Origin of the sequence: Teichococcus wenyumeiae (assembly GCF_003696345.1) — a bacterium.
Classification (GTDB): domain Bacteria; phylum Pseudomonadota; class Alphaproteobacteria; order Acetobacterales; family Acetobacteraceae; genus Pseudoroseomonas; species Pseudoroseomonas wenyumeiae.
This window is the reverse complement of the sequence record NZ_RFLX01000006.1, coordinates 40,517-60,657: the sequence shown is the minus strand read 5'-3', so window position 1 is coordinate 60,657 and position 20,141 is coordinate 40,517. Positions and strand designations below refer to the sequence as shown.

Annotated in this window: 17 protein-coding genes, 1 tRNA gene, 1 pseudogene and 1 riboswitch; of the genes and pseudogenes, 9 read left to right on the top strand and 10 right to left on the bottom strand. The window is 69.7% G+C overall.

Annotated features, from left to right (window positions below; all coding sequences use genetic code 11):
• Window positions 1-50: 50 nt before the first annotated feature.
• Together EBE87_RS10250 and EBE87_RS10245 are read left to right on the top strand one after the other, a co-directional pair.
• Complete coding sequence (locus tag EBE87_RS10250) at window positions 51-950, top strand: lysophospholipid acyltransferase family protein (protein ID WP_120636798.1); 900 nt, start codon at window positions 51-53, stop codon at window positions 948-950.
• 38 nt (window positions 951-988) lie between these two features.
• On the top strand, window positions 989-1,786 hold the full coding sequence (locus EBE87_RS10245; RefSeq protein ID WP_120636797.1) for a glycosyltransferase family 2 protein: 798 nt from the start codon (window positions 989-991) through the stop codon (window positions 1,784-1,786).
• Here EBE87_RS10245 and EBE87_RS10240 read toward each other — a convergent pair.
• On the bottom strand, window positions 1,773-2,537 hold the full coding sequence (locus tag EBE87_RS10240; protein ID WP_120636796.1) for an enoyl-CoA hydratase/isomerase family protein: 765 nt from the start codon (window positions 2,535-2,537) through the stop codon (window positions 1,773-1,775). The genes EBE87_RS10245 and EBE87_RS10240 overlap by 14 nt on opposite strands.
• Window positions 2,534-3,463 (bottom strand): LysR family transcriptional regulator, encoded by a 930-nt coding sequence (locus tag EBE87_RS10235; RefSeq protein WP_158600807.1) that lies wholly within the window; start codon window positions 3,461-3,463, stop codon window positions 2,534-2,536. The genes EBE87_RS10240 and EBE87_RS10235 overlap by 4 nt, the downstream gene beginning before the upstream one ends.
• Before the next feature lie 247 nt (window positions 3,464-3,710).
• Here EBE87_RS10235 and EBE87_RS10230 point away from each other — a divergent pair, with 247 nt between their 5' ends.
• The 3 genes from EBE87_RS10230 to EBE87_RS10220 are packed head-to-tail and all read left to right on the top strand — an operon-like array spanning window position 3,711 to window position 6,679.
• Window positions 3,711-4,901 carry a CaiB/BaiF CoA transferase family protein gene (locus EBE87_RS10230; RefSeq protein WP_120636794.1) on the top strand — a complete coding sequence of 397 codons (1,191 nt, stop codon included), beginning with the start codon at window positions 3,711-3,713 and terminating at the stop codon, window positions 4,899-4,901.
• Between the two features lie 40 nt (window positions 4,902-4,941).
• Window positions 4,942-5,700, top strand: coding sequence for an enoyl-CoA hydratase/isomerase family protein (locus EBE87_RS10225; protein ID WP_120636793.1), 759 nt, complete (start codon window positions 4,942-4,944; stop codon window positions 5,698-5,700).
• 13 nt (window positions 5,701-5,713) lie between these two features.
• Complete coding sequence (locus EBE87_RS10220; RefSeq protein WP_120636792.1) at window positions 5,714-6,679, top strand: Bug family tripartite tricarboxylate transporter substrate binding protein; 966 nt, start codon at window positions 5,714-5,716, stop codon at window positions 6,677-6,679.
• 17 nt (window positions 6,680-6,696) lie between these two features.
• On the opposite strand, the gene EBE87_RS10215 is transcribed toward EBE87_RS10220, so the two are convergent.
• The 4 genes from EBE87_RS10215 to EBE87_RS10200 all read right to left on the bottom strand — a co-directional run bounded on the left by EBE87_RS10215 (window position 6,697) and on the right by EBE87_RS10200 (window position 11,969).
• Entirely contained in the window at window positions 6,697-7,668 is a 972-nt protein-coding gene (locus EBE87_RS10215; RefSeq protein WP_120636811.1) for a D-2-hydroxyacid dehydrogenase family protein, read from the bottom strand.
• Window positions 7,669-7,672: 4 nt separating this feature from the next.
• Complete coding sequence (locus tag EBE87_RS10210) at window positions 7,673-8,911, bottom strand: CaiB/BaiF CoA transferase family protein (RefSeq protein ID WP_158600806.1); 1,239 nt, start codon at window positions 8,909-8,911, stop codon at window positions 7,673-7,675.
• Between the two features lie 99 nt (window positions 8,912-9,010).
• Complete coding sequence (locus tag EBE87_RS10205; protein ID WP_120636790.1) at window positions 9,011-10,747, bottom strand: acyl-CoA dehydrogenase C-terminal domain-containing protein; 1,737 nt, start codon at window positions 10,745-10,747, stop codon at window positions 9,011-9,013.
• A 16-nt stretch (window positions 10,748-10,763) separates the two neighbouring features.
• Window positions 10,764-11,969 carry a CaiB/BaiF CoA transferase family protein gene (locus EBE87_RS10200; protein WP_120636789.1) on the bottom strand — a complete coding sequence of 402 codons (1,206 nt, stop codon included), beginning with the start codon at window positions 11,967-11,969 and terminating at the stop codon, window positions 10,764-10,766.
• A 57-nt stretch (window positions 11,970-12,026) separates the two neighbouring features.
• On the opposite strand from EBE87_RS10200, the gene EBE87_RS10195 reads away from it, so the two are divergent.
• Together EBE87_RS10195 and EBE87_RS10190 are read left to right on the top strand one after the other, a co-directional pair.
• Window positions 12,027-12,977: a LysR family transcriptional regulator gene (locus EBE87_RS10195; protein ID WP_158600805.1), complete on the top strand. Its 951-nt coding sequence runs from the start codon at window positions 12,027-12,029 to the stop codon at window positions 12,975-12,977.
• A gap of 183 nt (window positions 12,978-13,160) precedes the next feature.
• Complete coding sequence (locus EBE87_RS10190) at window positions 13,161-13,928, top strand: HugZ family pyridoxamine 5'-phosphate oxidase (RefSeq protein ID WP_120636788.1); 768 nt, start codon at window positions 13,161-13,163, stop codon at window positions 13,926-13,928.
• Here EBE87_RS10190 and EBE87_RS10185 read toward each other — a convergent pair whose 3' ends face one another.
• Both EBE87_RS10185 and EBE87_RS10180 read right to left on the bottom strand, forming a co-directional pair.
• A complete protein-coding gene (locus EBE87_RS10185; RefSeq protein WP_120636787.1) occupies window positions 13,929-14,942 on the bottom strand; it encodes a zinc-binding alcohol dehydrogenase family protein in 1,014 nt (337 codons plus the stop codon).
• Window positions 14,943-15,105: 163 nt separating this feature from the next.
• Complete coding sequence (locus EBE87_RS10180) at window positions 15,106-15,987, bottom strand: LysR substrate-binding domain-containing protein (RefSeq protein ID WP_120636786.1); 882 nt, start codon at window positions 15,985-15,987, stop codon at window positions 15,106-15,108.
• A 137-nt stretch (window positions 15,988-16,124) separates the two neighbouring features.
• On the opposite strand from EBE87_RS10180, the gene thiM reads away from it, so the two are divergent.
• On the top strand, window positions 16,125-16,922 hold the full coding sequence (gene thiM, locus EBE87_RS10175; protein ID WP_120636785.1) for a hydroxyethylthiazole kinase: 798 nt from the start codon (window positions 16,125-16,127) through the stop codon (window positions 16,920-16,922).
• A gap of 20 nt (window positions 16,923-16,942) precedes the next feature.
• Here thiM and EBE87_RS10170 read toward each other — a convergent pair.
• Window positions 16,943-17,017, bottom strand: a tRNA-Gly gene (locus EBE87_RS10170).
• 67 nt (window positions 17,018-17,084) lie between these two features.
• Window positions 17,085-17,163: riboswitch (SAM riboswitch) on the top strand.
• A gap of 56 nt (window positions 17,164-17,219) precedes the next feature.
• Here EBE87_RS10170 and metZ point away from each other — a divergent pair.
• Window positions 17,220-18,407 (top strand): annotated as a pseudogene (metZ, locus tag EBE87_RS10165) (O-succinylhomoserine sulfhydrylase); the annotation flags it as partial.
• 364 nt (window positions 18,408-18,771) lie between these two features.
• On the opposite strand, the gene EBE87_RS10160 reads toward metZ, so the two are convergent.
• A complete protein-coding gene (locus EBE87_RS10160) occupies window positions 18,772-20,115 on the bottom strand; it encodes an MFS transporter (protein ID WP_120636809.1) in 1,344 nt (447 codons plus the stop codon).
• Window positions 20,116-20,141 lie beyond the last annotated feature (26 nt).

Genomic DNA, 20,141 nt, shown 5'->3' with positions numbered 1-20,141 from the left:
TTCCGGCAACCGCAGCGATAGACCGGCTCGCCCCGCCTCGGCTAGGGTTGATGCGGGAAACACGCCTGCAGCGCCGTAACAATGCCAGCATCAACCTGATGAAATCTCCTGCGCCCGAAGTCTGCGGGCCTGTGCCAGGGCCACCCCGCCCGGAAGGCGGACTGGCTGCTGCCCGGCGCCGGCTGCGGGCGCTGCGGCACTTCATGCTCTTCTACCTGCTGCTCTTCTGCTTCGCGGCCATGTGCCTGATCTGGAGCCTGCCGGCGGCGCTGCTGGCGCGGCTGCTGCCGCCCTCGGTGGGGCAGCCGCTGGGGCAACGCGCCATCGGCCGCGGCTTCCGCATGTTCCTGGCCATGCTGCGCGCCACCGGGCTGCTGCGCTGCGACCTTTCGGCGCTGGATGCGCTGCGCGACGAGCCGGGCATCGTCATCGCCCCCAACCACCCCTCGCTGCTGGATGCGGTGCTGGTGGCCTCCCGCCTGCCGCGCGTGGTCTGCATCGCCAAGGCCTCCATCTGGGACAACCTGCTGCTGGGCGGCGGCATGCGGCTGGCCGGCTATGTCCGCAACGACGCGCCGCTGCCGATGATCCGCCACGCCACCCAGGCGGTGCTGGAAGGCCGGCAGGTGCTGATCTTCCCCGAAGGCACGCGCAGCCCGCCGCGCGGCCCGGACGGCGAGCATCTCGGCCCCTTCAGCCGCTCCTTCGCGCTGATCGCGCAGCAGGCGGGGGCGCCGGTGCAGACGGTGCTGATCGAGTGCGAATCCTCCTACCTGCGCAAGGGCGTCTCGCTCTGGCGCCAGCCGGCGCTGCCGTTGCGCTACCGTGTCCGCCTGGGCAGGCGTTTCGAGCCGGAAGGCGATGCCCGCAGCCTTTCCACCCAGGTGGAACGCCATCTGCGTGGCAGCCTCGCCTCCCCTGCCCGGCTGCTCGGCCGCTGCGCCGGCTAAGGTTGCGCTAAGACCATTCTGCCGTAGAACTGACCCACATGCCCAGCCGCTCCGCCACCCACCTGGTTCTGATCCCCTCCTTCAACAGCGGGCCGCTGGTGCTGGACACCGTGAAGGCCGCGCGGGCGCGCTGGGACCCGGTCTGGGTGGTGGTGGATGGCAGCACCGACGGCACGGCGGAGGCACTGGCCGCGGCCGCCGCGACAGACCCTGGCCTGCGGGTGATGGTGCTGCCGCGCAACCAGGGCAAGGGCGCCGCCGTGCTGCATGGGCTGGAGGCCGCCGCCGCCGCCGGCTTCACGCATGTGCTGGCCATGGATGCCGATGGGCAGCACCCGGCCGACCGCATCCCGGAATTCATGGCGCTCTCCGGCACCCATCCGGAAGCCATGGTGCTGGGCACGCCGATCTTCGGGCCCGAGGCGCCGATCGAGCGGGTGCGGGGGCGTCGCATCTCGAATTTCTGCACCGACCTCGAGACGCTCTGGCACGGCATCGGCGACTCACTCTTCGGCTTCCGGGTCTATCCGGTGCGGCCGCTGCTGGAGGTGATGCGGGCGCATCGCTGGATGCGGCGCTACGACTTCGATGCCGAGGCCGCCGTGCGGCTGAGCTGGCGGCAGGTGCCGGCCATCAACGTCGCCGTGCCGGTGCGCTACCTGCGGCCGGAGGAAGGCGGCGTCTCCCACTTCCGCTACGGACGGGACAATGTGCTGCTGAGCTGGATGCACCTGCGCCTCGGTGCCGGCTTCCTGTTGCGCCTGCCCTGGCTGCTGGCCCACCGGGTTGGGGCGGCGGCGGGCCCGGCGCCCACGCAGCGCCTTAGCGGCCGCTGAAGCGCGGCGGACGCTTTTCCGCCCAGGCGCGGCGGCCCTCGGCGAAGTCTTCCGAACGGGAAACGGCGGCGGCGCGGGCGCCGATGGCGGCATCCTCCGCCCGGCCGCAGGCGATGTCGTTCAGCGCCTGCTTCATGCCCTGCACGGCCAGCGGCGCATGTTCCGCCAGGCGCGCCGCCATCGCGGCGGTGCGGGCGGGCAGCTCGGCGGCGGGCACGGCCTCGTCCAGATAGCCGCAGGCCAGCAGGCCGGCGGTGTCCAGCGGCTCGGCCAGCAGGAAGAGCCGCTTGGCTGTGGCCAGGCCCAGCCTGCTGACGAAGCGGTGCATGCCGCTGGGATAGTAATGCAGCCCCAGCCGCGCCGCCGGCATCACCAGCCGCATGCCCTCCACCCCCAGGCGGAAGTCGCAGGCCAGGGCGAGGTCGGTGGCGCCGCCATAGACGCTGCCGTTCAGGGCGCAGATGGTCGGCACCCGCAGCCGCTCCAGCGCCTCCACCACCGCTTCCAGCGTGGCGGCGCCGGCACCCTCGCCAAAGGCGCCGATATGGAAGCCGGCGCTGAAGGAGGCGCCTGTGCCGGTCAGCACCAGCACGCGCAGATCCGGCGCTTCCTCCACGGTGCGGAACAGGCGCAGCAGTTCCGTGAGGTCCGGCGGCTCCAGCCGGTTGTGGTGGCGCGGGCGGCGGAGGGTAATGGTCGCGCGCTCGCCCTCCAGCACGAGGCTGGGAAGCTGCCCCTGTTCCGGCGTCATCCGGCGGCGGCGGCCGAAGCGGCGGCGGAGGCGCGCAGCGTCGTCATCAGGAAGTCGATGAAGACCCGCACCTTCTGCACGTTCTTCAGCGCCGGCGAATACAGCGCGCAGACATGCAGGTCGAAGCTGTTCATGGTGGTGACTTCGTAATCGGGCAGCACGCGCACCACCTGCCCCTGGCGGACATGCTCCTCCGCCACCCATTCATGCGCCACGCTGATGCCGAGGCCGCCGGCCACGGCGGTGGCCAGGGTGCTGACGTCGTTGCTGCGCAGGCTGCCGCGCAGTTGCAGGGTGCGATCATAGTCGCCGCGCCGGAAGCGCCAGCTCACCGGGCTCTCGCCCAGGCTGAAGACCAGGCAATTGTGCTCGTGCAGTTCGTCCGGCGATCTCGGCTCGCCATGCCGTTGCAGGTAGCGCGGGGAGGCATAGAGCCCCTGCCGGGTGGTGACGATCTTGCGTGTCACCAGCGAGGAAGGCTTGGCCAGCCCGTAGCGGATGCCGACATCGGTGCCGGGGGAAAGCGTCTCCAGCGTGCCGTTGGTCAGCTTCAGGTCCACCTGGATGGTGGGGTACTGCTCCAGGAACTGCGGCAGCACCGGCGCCAGCAGCCAGGCCGAAAGGCCGGGGCGGCTCTCGATCCGCAGCATCCCTTCCGGCATGCGGGAAAAGCGGGAGACCGCGAGGTCCGCCTCCTGCAGATCCGCCAGGATACGGGTGACGGATTTGCTGTAGGCGCTGCCGGCATCGGTCAGCGTCACGTCCCGTGTCGTGCGCTTGAACAATGCGACGCCCAGCCGCTTCTCGATCGCGCCGATGCGGCGGGAGACAGACGATGGGGGCAGCCCAAGCTGCCGCGCCGCCGCGGAGAAATTCTCCGCGCTCGCGACACTCATGAAGAGCTGCAGATCAGCCAGCGAATTCAAGTCCGGTTTCCTCATCCGACGTGTGCCCGTCGTGTTGCCTGATCTCGCCGCATCAGCGCCGCGATGTCCAGCCCAGATCGTGCTGGCCGGCCCACCATCGCGGGCCTGGTGCCGCAGAGCTTGTGCTGTTGTTGCACAGATGCTGTGCCACGTCACGCCAGGGCGCCGGCGCGGCGGGCTGGTAGCATGGGGGCAAAGGCCGCCTCCCGCGGTCCCAAGAACCACGGCTTCGAGGAAAGATCACCAGGTGGCAGGTCCGCTTTCGCATATCCGCGTGCTCGATCTCAGCCGCATCCTGGCGGGCCCCTGGGCCGGGCAGGTGCTGGCCGACCTGGGCGCCGATGTCATCAAGGTCGAGCGACCCGAGGTGGGCGATGACTCCCGCGCCTGGGGCCCGCCTTTCCTGAAGGACCAGGATGGCCAGGACACGCGGGAGAGCGGCTATTTCCTCAGCGTCAATCGCGGCAAGCGCTCGGTCGCGATCGACCTCGCGACGCCGGAAGGCCAGGCGGTGATCCGCGCCCTGGCGGTGAAGTCCGACATCCTGCTGGAGAACTACAAGGTCGGCAACCTCGCCCGCTTCGGCCTGGGTTATGACGACCTGAAGGAGATCGCGCCGCAGCTGGTCTATTGCTCCGTCACCGGCTTCGGGCAGGACGGGCCGCGGGCGCAGGACGCCGCCTATGACTTCGCCATCCAGGCCATGGGCGGGCTGATGAGCGTAACCGGCGAGCGCGACGACCTGCCCGGCGGCGGGCCGCAGAAGGTGGGCGTGCCGATCATCGACCTGACAACCGGGCTCTACACCGCCATCGCGGCGCTGGCGGGCCTGGCGCGGCGGAATGCCACCGGGCGCGGCGACCATGCCGATATCGCCATGCTGGATGTCGCCACCGCGCTGCTGGCCAACCAGGGCATGAACCACCTGCTGACCGGCAATACCCCGAAGCGCAGCGGCAACAAGCACCCCAATATCCAGCCGCAGGATGTCTTCGCCTGCGCCGATGGCAAGATCGCGCTGGGTGTCGGCAACGACGCGCAGTACCGCCGGCTCTGCCATGTCATCGGCATCCCGGAATTCGCCACCGATCCGCGCTTCGTGGACAATCCCAGCCGGCTGAAGCACCTGCCGGAGCTGCTGGAAGGCGTGCGCGCCGCCCTGGGCCGGATGCGGGTGCAGGATGTGGTGGAAGGCCTGACCAAGGCCGGCGTACCCTGCGGCCCGATCAACACCGTTCCGCAGGTGCTGGCCGACCCGCAGGTGCGGCACCGCCGGATGGTGCAGGATCTGCCGCACCCGGCCAGCGGCACCGTGCCGCAGATCGTGAGCCCGCTGCGCTTCCGCGAGGCGCCGCTCTCCTTCGACCGGCCGCCGCCGTTGCTGGGCCAGCATTCGGACGAGATCCTGCGCGAGCTGGGGCTGGAACCCGCCGCCTGAACAGATTGCCGCGCCTACGAACAACAAGGGAGGAAAGAACATGATCCATCTGGAAGTGTCGGACTACATCGCCGTCGTCACGCTGGACCGCCCGCCGGTGAATGCCATGAACCGCGAGATGCGGCACCGGCTGATCGAGGTCTTCGACGAGGTCAGCGACCGGGACGACGCCCGTGTCGCCATCCTGCGTTCCGCCCACAAGGTCTTCTGCGCCGGCGCCGACCTGAAGGACCGGCCGGATGCCTCGCAGCCCGGTGTCTTCGGCGCGCATAACCGCGTGACGCGCGAGACCGGCAATTCCATCATGGAATGCAAGAAGCCGGTGATCGCGGCGGTGAACGGCGCGGCGCTGGGCCTGGGCTTCGCGCTGATGGCGCATTGCGACATCATGCTGGCGGCCGAGGAAGCCATCTTCGGCATGCCCGAGATCGATGTCGGCCTGGCCGGCGGCGCCGCGATGCTGAAGAGCCTGCTGGGGCGCTCCCACATGCGGCACCTGTTCTTCACCGGCAAGCGCGTCCCGGCCAGCGAACTCTACCGCATGAATGTCATCGAGGCCGTGCTGCCGCAGGAGAAGCTGATGCCGGAGGCAATGGCCATCGCCGCGACCATCGCCTCCAAGAGCCCGTTGGCCATCGGCTATGCCAAGCGTTCCTGCGACATCGCCGACCTGATGCCGCCGCGCGACGCCTACCGCATGGAGCAGGATTTCACCGTCGCCCTCTCCCGCACCGAGGACGCGCAGGAAGCCCGCCGCGCCACGCTGGAGAAGCGCGCCCCGGTCTTTGTCGGCCGTTGAGGAAAGCAGGACCATGTTGAAGAGACGCGATCTGGCCCTGCTGCTGGGCGCGGCAGGGATGGCCGCCGCGCGCCCTGCGCGGGCGCAGCCGGAATTCCCCGCCCGCGCCGTGCAGCTCGTCGTGCCCTACGCGGCCGGCGGCCCCACGGATATCTTTGCGCGCTCGATCAGCCAACCGCTGGCGGCGGTGTGGAAGCACGGCGTGGTGGTGGACAACCGCCCCGGCGGCGGCACCATGATCGGCACCGCCAATGCGGCACAGGCGGCGCCGGATGGCTATACCTTGCTGCTGACGGCCTTTGGCTTCGTCATGAACCCGCTGATGATGCGGGACCTGACCTTCGACCCGAATGCCATGGTGCCCATCGCGCAGATCGGTGTTTCCGTCGGCGTGCTCTATGTCCGCAAGGACCTGCCGGCCAGTAACCTGCAGGAGTTCATCGCCTATGCCAAGCGCACGCGCGGCGGGGTGAGCTTCGGCTCCTCCGGCGTCGGCAGCAGCACGCATACGGCGGCGGAGATGCTGGCGAGCCAAGCGGGGTTCCAGATGACGCATGTGCCCTATCGCGGCTCCGCCCCCGCCATCACGGACCTGATGGCCGGTAATGTCGATGCGGTCTTCGACACCGCCGGCACCATGAGCTTCGTGCGGGAAGGCAAGCTGAAGGTGCTGGCCAGCGGCCGTGCCACGCGCGGCACCGATATGCCCGATGTGCCCACCATCCGGGAATCCGGCGTGCCGATGGATTCCGAGACCTGGTACGGCTTCATCGGCCCCAAGGGCCTGCCGGAGGCGCTGCGGGACCGCATTGCACGTGATGTCCGCACCGCGGTGGAAGACCCCGCGACGCAGGAGAAGCTGATGCGTGGCGGGCTGGAGCCGCGCTACCTCGGCCCCACTGAATTCACGGCGAAGCTGGCCTCGGAGCGCGCTGCCTGGGGCAAGCTGGTGAAGGAGCGGAACCTGCGGCTCGATTGAGCCGCAGGCGCAGGCGTTCAGCCCGGCGCGGCGAGAACCCGCACCGGGCTGCCGCGCAGCCAGCCGTCGATATCCTCGACGACGCCGGTGAAATAGTGGCGGTAGTTGTCCGCGCTGACATAGCCGAGATGCGGCGTGGTCACGAGATTCGGCAGGCTGCGCCAGGGGCTGTCGGCCGGCAGCGGCTCTTCCTCAAAGACATCCAGCGCGGCGCCGCCGATGCGGCCTTCCCGCAGCGCTGCCTGCAAGGCCGCCGCATCCACCAGCGGGCCGCGCGAGGTATTCACCAGCAGCGCACCGGACTTCATCAGCCCGATTTCCCGCGCGCCGATCATGCCGCGCGTGCTGGGCGCCAGCACCATGTGCAGCGTCACCACATCGGCTTCCGCCAGCAGCGCGTCCAGGGAGGGCGCGAGGCGCGCCCCGGCGGCCCCGCAGCGCTCCTGCGTCAGGTTGGGGCTCCAGGCGATGACGGACATGCCGAAGGCATGGGCGTAGCGCGCGATCACCTGCCCGATATTGCCGAGGCCGATGATGCCGATGGTCTTGCGCGCCAGGTCGAAGCCCAGGCTGGTCTGCCACTGGGCACCGCCGGCCCGCAGATTGGCGTGTTCCTGCGGGATGTGCCGCGCCAGGGCCAGCAGCAGGCCCCAGGTCAGTTCCGGCGTCGGGTTGGGCACGCTGGGCGTGCCGCAGACGGTGATGCCGCGCGCCTTCGCCGCCACCATGTCGATGGAAGCGTTGCGCATGGCGGTGGTGATCAGCAGCTTCAGGGCCGGCAGTTGCGCCAGGGTGGCGGCATCGAAGCGCGTGCGCTCCCGCATCGCCACCACGATCTCGGCATCGCCGATGGTGGCGGGCAGTTCCGCGGGGGAAAGGTGCTCGCGCAGGGGCTCGACCCGCACGCGGCCTTCGAGTGCGGACCAGTCGGCCGAGCGCAGGGCCGCATCCTGGTAGTCATCGAGAATCACGCAGCGTGGCAGTGTCATGTTTTCAGGCCTCCGCCGCGGCAGGCTGGTGCGCCGGGCCAATGGTCCCTTCCTGGCGCAACCGGATGATCTCCTCCGGCTCCAGCCCCAGAACATCCCGTAGCACCCCGTCCGTATGCTGGTCCAGCAGCGGGGCGGGCGCCGGGGCGCGCAGCGGCGTGCCGGAAAGATGGATGGCATTGCCCACCGTGCGCATAGTGCCGGCGGCCGGGTGCTCCACCTCATGCAGCATGCCGCTGGCTTCGGTTTCCACGGCGGAGAGCGCCTCCAGCGGCGTGCGCACGGCGCCGATCGGCACGCCCACCTGCCGCAGCTTCACCACCCATTCCTCGCGCGGCTTCTGGCCCAGGCGGGCGGAGAGCATGGCGTTCATCGCTTCCAGGTTGGTCAGGCGCGCGGCATTGCTGTTGAAGCGCGGGTCGCCGGGCATGTCCGGCAGGCCGAGCCCCTCGCAGAGGCGGGCGAAGAGGCGGTTGTTGCCGGCGCTGATCATCACATCGCCATCGGCACAGGAATAGACACCGTTGGGCGCCATGAAGAAGGAGGTATTGCCCAGCCGCTGTGGATCGCGCCCGGCCAGCAGCGGCCCCTGCATGATGAAGCCAAGGGACGACAGCGCGGTATCGTAGAGCGAGAGATCGACGAACTGCCCCTGCCCCGTCTGCGCCCGCGCATGCAGCGCCGCCAGGATACCCATGCCGGCATGCATGCCTGTCAGCACATCGATCACCGAACCGCCGGAGCGGATCGGCGGCATGCTGGCATCGCCGGTCATGTACATCAGCCCGGTTTCCGCCTGGGCGATGGGGTCATAGCCGGGGATGTCGCTGAAGCGGCTGTGGTGGCCATAGCCGGAGATGGAGCAATAGATCAGCTCCGGATGCGCCTCCCGCAGTGCCGCGTAGTCCAGGCCGAGGCGCTGCATGGCGCCAGGGCGAAAATTCTCCACCAGCACGTCGCATTCCAGCGCCAGGCGGCGGGCCAGGTCACGGCCCTCGGAGCGCGCCATGTCGAGCACCACGCTGCGCTTGTGGCGGTTGAGGCCCATGAAGATCGCGGCTTCACCGCCCTTGCCGGGCGGCTGGTGCACGCGGGTATCGTCCCCATGCGCCGGGCTTTCCACCTTGATGACCTCGCAACCCAGGTCGGCCAGCATCATGGTGAGGTAAGGCCCGGCGATGACGCGGGTGAAGTCCAGTACGCGCAACCCTGTCAGAGGCGGCATTCCCGCAGCGGCGCCCATGGCAATCTCCTCCCGAAGGCTTTGCCGCAGTGTTATGGGCATCCGCGCGGGGCGGGCACGGGTCGGTGCAGCACAACATCTGTGCTGCACCGGCACGGATCAGAAGGCAGCTTCCTCCAGCGCCATCAGCGGCGCGGCGCCAGCCTTCAGGGCCAGTTCCAGCGCCACCGTCTGCGGCAGCACGCGCGCCATGAAGAAGCGCGCCACGGCCTGCTTGGCCGGGGGCGCGGAGGGCAGCAGCGCCATGCGCGCCCACATCCAGCCCAGCGCCACCAGCGCGAAGAAGCGCAGGTAATCGGTGGCGGCGGCGCCGGTCTCGGCAGGGTCGGCGGCGGCACGGGCGGCCAGGGCCTCCGTGGCGGCTTCCAGCCGGCTCAGGGCTTCCAGCACCGGAGCGGAGAATTCCGAGCCAGCATGCGCGGCCAAGCTGTCGCGGACCTCGGCGAAGAAGGCACGCGGCAGGGCGCCGCCCTCCATCGTCAACTTGCGGCCCACGAGGTCCATGGCCTGCACGCCATTGGTGCCCTCATAGATCTGCGCGATGCGGGCGTCGCGCACCAGCTGCTCCATGCCCCATTCACGCACATAGCCATGGCCGCCGAAGACCTGCTGCCCCTGCACCGCCGCCTCGAAGCCGAGGTCGGTGAAGGCGGCCTTGATGACCGGCGTCAGCAGCGCGACCATGCCATCGGCGCGGGCGCGGGCGGCGGGGTCCGGGTGGCGCGCGGCCTTCTCCATCTCCAGTGCCGTCCAGGCCGCCAGGGCGCGGCCGGATTCGGCGAAGGCCCTGATGCTAAGAAGCATCTTCCGCACGTCCGGATGCACCAAAATGGGCTGCGCGGCGCCGGCGGCGGCACCGGGTGCGCGGCCTTGCAGCCGCTCCCGCGCATAGGCGCTGGCGCCCTGGTAGGCGGCCTCCGCGATGCCGAGGCCCTGGATGCCGACGAAAAGCCGCTCCGCATTCATCATGGTGAACATGGCGCGCAGCCCCTGGTGCGGTGCGCCCACCAGCCAGCCCGTGGCCTCGTCATAGTTCATGACGCAGGTGGCGGAGGCCTTGATGCCCATCTTGTGCTCGATGGAACCGACCAAGACACCGTTGCGCTGGCCGGGGCGGCCCTCGCCATCCGGCAGGAACTTCGGCACCAGAAACAGGCTGATGCCCCTCACCCCCGGCGGCGCATCCGGCAGCCGCGCCAGCACGAGGTGGATGATGTTCTCCGACAGGTCGTGGTCGCCGGCACTGATGAAGATCTTGCTGCCGGAGACACGGTAGCTTCCATCCGGCTGCGGCTCTGCCCTGGCGCGCAGCAGGCCGAGATCGGTGCCCGCATGCGCCTCGGTCAGCGCCATGGCGCCCATCCAGCGGCCTTCCACCATCGGCGGCAGATAGATGTCCTTCAGGCTGGCATCGGCGTGGCGCTCGATGGCCTCCACCGCGCCGCGTGTCAGGCCGGGATAGAGCCCGAAGGAGAAATTGGCCGAGGACAGCATTTCATCGAACAGCACCTGCAGCACGCGCGGCAGGCCCTGCCCGCCATGCTCGGGTGCGTGGGACAGGCCGGGCCAGCCGCCCTCCACGAAGGCCGCATAGGCCTCCGGGAAGCCCTTCGGCGTGCGGACAGCGCCGTTCTCCAGCACGCAGCCCTCCTCGTCGCCGCTGCGGTTGATGGGCTGCGCCACTTTCTCGCAGAAGCGCCCGGCCTCGCCCAATACCTCGGCCATCAGGGAAAGCGGCACCTCCTCCCCGCCCAGGGGCGCCAGGACGGCGGGCGCGTCCAGCAGGTCTCCCAGCACGAAGATCATGTCATCGACCGGCGCGGTATAGGCGGGCATGGGCGGTTCCTCTGGTTCAGATCACGCCGCCGGCACGCAGCCGGGCGACGTCCTGCGCCGACATATCGAGAATCTCACGCAGAATGTCATCGGTATCGGCGCTTTTGGCGCGGCCGGCATGGCGCAGCACCGGCGGGGTTTCCGACAGCGTCGGCACGCCAGCCGGCAGCACGATCTCACCCACGCGCGGGTCCTGCACCGTCTGCAGGTTGCCACGGGCCTCGAACTGCGGGTCGGTGAAGATATCGGCGATGCTGTTGATCGGGCCGCAGGGCACGCCGGCCTCGTCCGTCAGGCGCATCAATTCCTCGAAGTCCAGGCTGCCGACCCAGTCGGCCACAAGCTGGTTGGTCTCCTCCCGCCGCGCCAGGCGGTTCTTGGTCGGGCCCAGGGCATCGGGCGCCGCCAGCTCGGGCTTGCCCATGACCTCGCAGAGGCGGGCGAAAATCTTCTCGCTGGTGCAGGCCAGCGCGATCCAGCGGCCATCCCGGGTCTGCCAGTGGCCATGCGGCACCACCTGCGGCACGTCGGCGCCCATGCGCTCCCGCACCAGGCCGTGACGGGCGAAGGCGGGGGCGATCTCGTCCAGCAGGCGGAAGACGGACTCGTAAAGACCGATATCCACCACCTGCCCGCGCCCGGTCTTCTCGGCCTGCCGCAGCGCCATCATGACGCCCACCGCGCCCCAGACGCCGGACATGTAATCGGCCAGCGAGGTGGAGCCCGGCACCACCGGCGGCCGCCCAGGCTCACCGGCCAGATAGGACAGGCCCGCGAAGCCATGCGCGATGCGGGCAAAGCCGGGCTTGCCGCGCATCGGGCCGGTCTGGCCATAGGCGCTGATCCGCAGCATCACCATCTTCGGGTTGATGGCGTGCAGCACGTCCCAGCCCAGGCCCCATTTCTCCAGCGTGCCGGGGCGGAAGTTCTCGATCACGACATCGGACTCCGCGACCAGCTTCTTGAACAGCTCCGCGCCCTCCGGCGCCCGCAGGTCCAGCGTCATGCAGCGCTTGTTGCGGGCCTCGCTGAGCCAGGCCAGGGTGTCGCCGGCCTCGGTGGGGGTGCCGAACTTGCGCATCGGGTCGCCATCGCGCGGATGCTCGATCTTGATCACCTCGGCGCCGAAGTCGCCCATGATGGTGCCGCAGAAGGGTGCCGCGATGAAGGTCGCGATATCCAGCACGCGCACGCCCGAGAGCGGCTGGTCCTGTTCCGTCATGATCCTGCTTCCTTAGCTGATGTTGCGGCGCCGCGCGGCGCGGGCGATAAGCCGGGGGTGAACGTCAATCTGAAGCTCCTGCAGGCCTTCATCGAAGTGGCCGAGCACAGCAGCTTCCGCCGTGCGGCGGAGGAGATCGGGCGCACGCAATCCGCTGTCTCCATGCAGATCCGCCAGTTGGAGGACCAGCTCGGCCTGCGGCTGTTCCAGCGCACCACGCGCCAGGTGCGGCTGACAGCCGAGGGCGCCAAGCTGCTGACCCATGTGCGCAGCGCCATGTCGGAGCTGATGACCGGGCTGCGGCAGGCCGATGGACTGGCCGCCACGCACCGGGGCCGGGTGGCGCTGGCCTGCGCCCCAAGCCTGGCCGGCAGCCGCCTGCCCGCGGTCATGAGCGCCTTCCAGGCCGCCTTCCCCGGCGCGCAGGTGGAGGTGCGGGAATTGCCGATGGCCGGCATCCTGGACTGCGTGCGGGCGCAGGACGTGGATTTCGGCCTGGGCCCCACCCCGCCGGCCGGGGCCGCGGTGCTGTTCCGCCCCCTGCTGGAGGACCCGATCTGCGCCCTGGCGCCGCCCGGCCTGCTGCCGGCCCGCCCGCGCGCCGGGCTGCGCCTGGTGGCACGCCACCCGCTGGTGATGATGGCCGGGCTGCGGGAGGCGGTGGAGGATGCCGCCAGCAGCCAGGGCCTCAGCCTCTCCATCCGCTATCAGGCGCAGCAGATCCTGACCGTGGCCGGGCTGGTGGAGGCGCGGCTGGGCATCGGCATCGTGCCCCGCGTGGCGGCGGAGGCGCTGGCCGGCGGCCCCTTGCAGGTGCTGCCGCTGGGCGTGGCCAAGGGCATGCCGGGGCTGGTGCGGCAGGTCGGCATCCTGACCCGGCGGGGCAGTACCCTTTCCTCGCTGGCGGTGGAGCTGGAACGCATCGTCACGGGCGTTCTGAGCACGGGCGCGGCCAGCCGGCCGAGGGCCGAGCCCATGCCCTGGAGCGGCCCGGTGGATATGGTCTGAACCGGCGCGACGGCGCGTCGCGGCCAGCGGCATCATCGTTTCCTTCCTCCACAGGCGCGGCGGCGCCCTGTCTCCTTGCTGCCAAACTAGAGGCGCGGCCGTCGCTGTCCAACGCGTTTAATTGACCCATTGATCAGCCAAACTGATGAGTGCGGCGCCCGTGCGCCCATGGCAGGATGTGGCATGAGCACCGAAGGCCCCGCCATCACGCCACGCGCCGAAAGCCTGCCCGAGCCGGGCGCGGGCGACCACCCTGCCCTGGCCCGCACACTGCTGCGGGAAGCCCTGACCGCCTCCCTCGCCACGCTGGACCCGGCAGGCGGGCATCCTTTCGTGTCGCTGGTGACAATGGCCACGGATTTTGATGGATCGCCGCTGCTGCTGGCCTCGCGCCTCGCGCTGCACAGCCGCAATATGGCGGCGGATGGGCGGGTGTCGCTGCTGCTGGCGCGCGGCGGCAAGGGCGACCCGCTGGCGCATCCACGCCTGACGCTCTCCGGCATGGCGGAGCGGGCAGAGGCGCCGCATCTGCGCGGGCGCTTCCTGGCCCGCCACCCGAAGGCGGCGCTTTACGTCGATTTTCCGGATTTCAGCTTCTGGCGGGTGCGGGTGCAAGCGGCGCATCTGGTGGCGGGCTTCGGCCGCGCCCCGGAACTGCCGCCAGCTGCGCTACTGACCGACCTCACTGGCGCCGACAGCCTTCTGGCCGCCGAGCCGGAGGCCGTGGCGCATATGAATGCCGACCATGCCGAGGCGGTCGGCCTCTATGCCACCCGCCTTGCCGGCGCCGCCCCCGGCCCCTGGCGGCTGAGCGGCCTGGATCCGGAGGGGATGGACCTGCTGCTGGAAGGTCAGGCACTGCGCATCCCCTTCCCCGAGCCGGTGCGGGACCCGGCGGCGCTGCGCGCCCTTCTGGCCCGCATGGCCCGGCAGGCGCGCGAGGCCGGCTGATCAGAAGCCCGAGAGCACCGTCTTGCCGATGCCCTTGCCGGCTTCCAGCATGGCATGGACCTTCTTCAGGTTGGCGGCATTGATCGGCCCGGCATCGTCCCGGAAGGTGCTACGCAACACGCCACGGTCCACCAGGGCGGCGACCTCGGCCAGGATGCGGCCCTGCTCGGCGATGTCGGGCGTGTTGAAGAGGGAGCGGGTGAACATCAACTCCCAATGCACCGCCAGGCTCTTGCGCTTGAAGGGCACGATGTCGAAGCTCTCGGGGTCGTCGATCATCGCCAGGGCCCCCTGGGGCGCCAGGGCCTCCAGAATGGCCTTCTGGTGCCGGTCCGTGGCGGTCAGGCCGGCGACATAGCGCACCTGCGGGATGCCGATCGCCTTCAGTTCCTCATCCAGCGGCTTGCGGTGGTCGATGACATGGTGCGCGCCCATCTGCCGCGCCCACTCCACCGTCTCGGGGCGCGAGGCCGTGGCGATGACAGTCAGCCCCGTAAGGCGCCGCGCCATCTGCGTCAGGATGGAGCCGACGCCGCCGGCACCGTTGATGATCAGCAGCGCGTCATCCGTCGCCATGCGGCCATAGGGGACGCGGAGGCGGTCGAACAGCAGTTCCCAGGCCGTCAGCGAGGTCAGGGGCAGCGCCGCCGCCTGGGCGAAGGAGAGCGAGGCCGGCTTCGGCCCGGCGATGCGGGCATCCACCACATGGAATTCGGCATTGGTGCCGGGGCGGTCGATGGCACCGGCGTAGAAGACCGTGTCGCCCGGCCGGAACTGCGTCACCGCGCTGCCCACCGCCTCCACCGTACCGGCGGCATCGAAGCCCAGGATGCGGGGGCTGCCATGCGGCGGGGTGGTGCCGGCACGGAGCTTTACATCGACCGGGTTCACGGAGACCGCCTCGACCTTCACCAGGATGTCCCGTTCGCCGGGTTCCGGTTTGGGCAGTTCGAGGTCGATCAGGGATTCAGCTTCGGTGATGGGCAGGGGGCGGTGGAAGCCAATGGCCTTCATGGTGTGATCTCTTCCCAGGGTGCCTGGATTGCTGGCGCCGGCGGCGCCGTTGCGACCAGATTGCCGCAGCAGAGGGAAGCGGTGAAACGCATAGTGCTGATGGCATCCAGCGGAAACGTCACTGGATCAGCCTTGCGCCGGCCAATAGCAGCTTCGCGCCTCGTCAGGCGGCCAAGTCCCGAGCATGGCGGCTGGAAAGGCTTTCGGTCAGGAAGCCAACCAAAGGCCGCACCAGGTCGGCGGCCTCGCCATCCTCCCCGATCACGATGATCTCGGTCATGGGCAAGGCGGGCCAGTGCTGCGGCGCCTGCAGCACCTGCATCCCTTCCCGCACGAAGGACCGGCCGAGCACCGTGACACCCAACCCGCCGGCCACTGCCGCCTGGACGCCCTGCAGGCTGCTGGCGGTGCAGGTCGCCACCCATTCCCGCCGGACGGCATCCAGCGCCGCGATCATGATCTCCCGGTAGGTGCAGGGCGGCCGCAGCATCACCAACTGCGCCGGGCGGGTGAAGTCGAGCTGGTAATCCGCCGCCGCCATCCAGACCAGCGGCTCCCGCCACACCACCCGGCCGCGCTGGGCGGTGCCGTCCTTCTTGGCAATCACGGCATCAAGCTGACCTGCCTCATGGGCCGTGAGCAGGTCGCAGCTCAGGCCTGTCATCAGGTCGATCCGCACGCTGGGGTGCAGGCGACTGAAGCGGGCCAGCAGCTTCGGCAGTTCGGAGGGGATGAAGTCTTCCGATACCCCCAGGCGCAGCGTGCCGGCCCGCAGCGGCTCGCGCATCTGGCGCATGACGCCATCGTTGAATTCCAGCATGCGGCGGGCGGCGACCAGAAGCTGCTCCCCCTCCCGCGTCAGGTGCAGGGAACGGCTGGTGCGCTCGAAGACCCGGCGCTGCAGGATCTCCTCCAGCCGCAGCACCTTCTGGCTGACGGCGGATTGCGAGCGGCCGACCACTTCGGCGGCCGCCGTGAAGCTTCCGGCTTCCGCTACTGCCACAAAGGCGCGGAGGAGGTCGATCTCAAGGTCAGGATGACGCATGATTTAGAAGCCATGCTGCTGCTTGCCCCCAGTTCTATTTGCCTTCCGCATGAACGGCAAGCCTGTGGCGGCGCTGCTTTGGCGCGGGGCCTGGGGGCCGCTATGTCCCCGCCCGACGAGCAGCGAGCATGGCCAGGATGACCCTACCCGATCTTTCCCTCGCACTGTCGCGCCTGCGGGCGGCAGCGCCGCTGGTGCACAACATCACCAATCAGGTGGTGGCGAATGTCACCGCCAATGCGCTGCTGGCCATCGGCGCTTCTCCCGCCATGGTGCTGGCCGAGGAAGAGGTAGGAGAATTCGCCCCCAAGGCCGCCGCGCTGGTGGTCAACCTGGGCACGCTGACCGCCCCGCAACGCGCCTCCATGCATGTGGCGACGGCAGCCGCCGCCGCGGCCGGGGTGCCCTGGATCCTGGACCCCGTAGCCGCTGGCGCCATGGCCTTCCGGCTGGAAACCGCGCGCAGCCTGCTGGGGCGTAGGCCGAGCGTGGTGCGGGGCAATGCCTCCGAGATCCTGGCACTGGCCGGGGAGGCGGCAGGCGGCAAGGGCGTGGACAGCGCGCACCGGCCCGAGGCGGCGCGGGAGGCCGCGCGGTTCCTGGCCCGGCAATCCGGCGCCGTGGTCGCGGTCACCGGCGCCACGGATTACGTGACGGACGGCGCGGCGATGCTGGCCATCGCCAACGGGCACCCGATGCTGACGCGGGTCACCGGCACTGGCTGCACCGCCACGGCCCTGATCGGCGCCTTCCTGGGCGCGGGGCTGGATGGCATGGCTGCGGCTACGGCCGGGCTGGCGGTGCTGGGCGTGGTGGCGGAGGAAGCGGCCCGCAAGGCGACCGCGCCCGGCAGCTTTCAGGTGGCGCTGCTGGACGGTCTTTATACGCTGGTGGATGCCGATCTGGCCCGGCAGGCCCGCGTCTCAGCCGCCTGAAGGCGGCGCGCGAGGAAGCTTGGAGCGGGCGATGGGAATTGAACCCACGACATTCAGCTTGGGAAGCTGACGTTCTACCTCTGAACTACGCCCGCGTTGGAACACTCTTTAGCCTGCCCTTGTGCGGTCGGCAAGCCGGGCGTAAGGTCGGCCCGCCCCTTAAGACGGGGCGCTCGCGATTTGTCCGGCCAGCTTGCGGCGAGCTAAAAGAACCGCGCTAAACGGCCGTGGCGGGGACACGTGCGCGCGTTCTCGCCCGACCGGGCCGGGTTGCATAGCCCGAGAGTTGCCCGCCAGATGGCCAAGCCCGCTTCAGATCGTCCGCTTCGCCCCGCCACCCTGCTCGTCCGCGGTGGGCTCATGCGCAGCAACCAGGACGAGACCTCGGAGGCCCTCTACCTGACCTCCGGCTTCGTCTATGACAGCGCCAAGCAGGCGGAGCAGACCTTCACCGGCGAGGTCGAGCACTGGCAGTATTCGCGCTTCGGCAACCCCACCATCGCCATGCTGGAGCAGCGCCTGGCCGCGCTGGAAGGCGCCGAGGCCTGCCGCGTCACCGCCACGGGCATGGCCGCCGTTTCCGCCGCCATGCTGGCGCATCTGAAGGCCGGCGACCGGGTCGTGGCCTCCCGTGCGCTGTTCGGCTCCTGCCACTGGATCGTCTCCACCCTGCTGCCGCGCTACGGCATCCAGACCGAGTTCGTGGATGGCGCGGACCTGGCGCAGTGGCGCACCGCCTTCAAGCGTCCCTGCCAGCTGGTGCTGCTGGAGACCCCCTCCAACCCGATGCTGGAGATGGTCGACCTGCGCGCCGTCAGCGACATGGCGCATGAGGCCGGCGCCATCGTGGTGGTGGACAATGTCTTCGCCACGCCGCTGCTGCAGCGCCCGCTGAAGTTTGGCGCCGATGTGGTGGTCTATTCCCTGACCAAGCATTTCGACGGCCAGGGCCGCGTGCTGGGCGGCGCCGTGCTGGGCAGCAAGAAGTGGATCGAGGAGGTGTTGCAGCCTTTCACCCGCAACACTGGCCCGGCCATCTCGGCCTTCAATGCCTGGACCATCCTGAAGGGCATGGAGACGCTGCACCTGCGCGTGCCGGCCATGTGCCGCTCCGCCGCCGCCATCGCCCAGATGCTGGAGGAGCGCGCCGAGGTTTCCCGCGTCTGCTACCCCTTCCTGGCCAGCCATCCGCAATACGACCTGGCGAAGCAGCAGATGGCCGCGGGCGGCACGCTGGTGACCTTCGACATCGAGGGCGGCAAGGAAGCCGCCTTCCGCTTCCTGGATGCGCTGCGGGTCATCGACATCTCCAACAACCTGGGCGACGCCAAGAGCCTGATCACCCATCCCGCCACCACCACCCACAGCAAGGTGGCGCCGGAGGAGCGGGCACGGCTGGGCATCACCGAGGGTTCGGTGCGGCTTTCCGTGGGCCTGGAGGATGTGGCGGACCTGATCGAGGATATCTCGACGGCCCTGGATGCCGCCGGCGGCCATGCGGCCCCGCGCCCGAAGTCCGTCGCCAAGATGGTGGTGGAGCAGGCCAGCGCGCCGCCGTCGCAGCCCGAGCCCGCCGGCGAGACCAAGCCGCGCCCCAAGCGCAAGGCCGGGGCCGCGGTGCCTGAGCCCGTCGCCCGCGCCGCCAAGCCGGAAGAGCCCGACCTTTTCGCCAAGGCGGTGGAAGGGCTGTTCCGCGAGCCCCAGGCGGCCGAGCCTGCCGCCGAAGCCGCGCCGGCCGGAAAGCGCCGCCGCAAGGGCTGAATGGGACGGGAGGGGCTTGCCCCTCCCCCTTTCCTCAACGCGCCGCCGGGAGCTAATGGCCCGCTCCTTCCCGGAGCGGGCCAGCTGGTTACTGGTCCCGCATCTCCAGCGAGCGGCCGCGCCGCAGCGCCACCACGGTGCAGATGGCGCCGGAGAGCAGATAGCCGCCCACCGCGAAGAGGCCGATGTAGCTGGAGAGGCTCAGCGCCACCAGCGGCGCGAAGCCGGCGCCGATCAGCCAGGCAATATCCGCCGTCAGGGCCGAGCCGGTGTAGCGGAACTGGCGCGAGAAGCTGGAAGCCAACGCGCCGCTGGTCTGGCCGAAGGACAGGCCCAGCAGGCCGAAGCCCAGGATGGTATAGACCGTCTCACCCACCGGCCCCGCACCCAGGATGAAGGGCGCGCCGAAGGAGAAGATGCCGATCAGCACCGCGCCGATCCGCAGCATGCGGGCGCGCCCGATGGCATCCGCGATGCGGCCGGAGAGGATCACCATCATGAAGAGCACCACGGCGCCGACCATCTGGGTGCGCAGCATGCCGGCGCCGATGCGCTCGGAATTCAGCACCACCCAGGCCAGCGGGAAGATGGTCACAAGGTGGAACAACGCGAAGCTCGCCAGCGGCACGAAGGCGCCGACCACCACGTTCCAGCCCTCGGAGCGGACCAGATCCGTGACATAGGCGGGGCGAAGCTCCAGCCGTTCCAGCAGCGTCGCGAATTCGCTGGTAGCCACCAGGCGGAGGCGAGCGAAGAGCGCCACCACGTTCACCGCGAAGGCGACGAAGAAGGGATAGCGCCAGCCCCAGTCATGGAAGTCCTGCCGCGGCAGCGTGGTCAGCAGGAAGAGGAACAGCCCCGCCGCCAGCAGGAAGCCCAGGGGCGCGCCGAGCTGCGGCATCATCGCATACCAGCCACGCCGGTTGGCCGGTGCGTTCAGGGCCAGCAGGGAGGCGAGGCCTTCCGAAGCGCCGCCCAGGGCCACGCCCTGGAGGAAGCGGAAGGTGGCGAGCAGCACCACCGCCCAGTAGCCGATCTTTTCCGTGCCCGGCAGGAAGCTGATGGCCGCGGTGGCACCGCCGAGCAGGAACAGGGCCATGGTCATCTTGGTGCCACGGCCATGCTCACGGTCGATGGCGGTGAAGACCAGCGTGCCGATCGGCCGGCCGATGAAGGCCAGCGTGAAGATGGCGAAGGACAGGATTGTTGCCTGCAGCGGGCTGAAGCCCGGGAAGAAGAGCCCCGGGAAGACCAGCACCGAGCCGATCGCATAAACAAAGAAGTCAAAGAATTCCGACGTGCGGCCGATGATGACGCCCAGCGCGATGTCGCCGGGCGAGACATGGTGGGTGTCGTTATTCTCGTAGGCGCGCCGGGCGTCGCTTTCCAGCCCGGTCGAATTCGGCTTTCCGTGCGCGGAACTGGCGCTCATCCACTCGATCCCCATCTCGGCCCGGC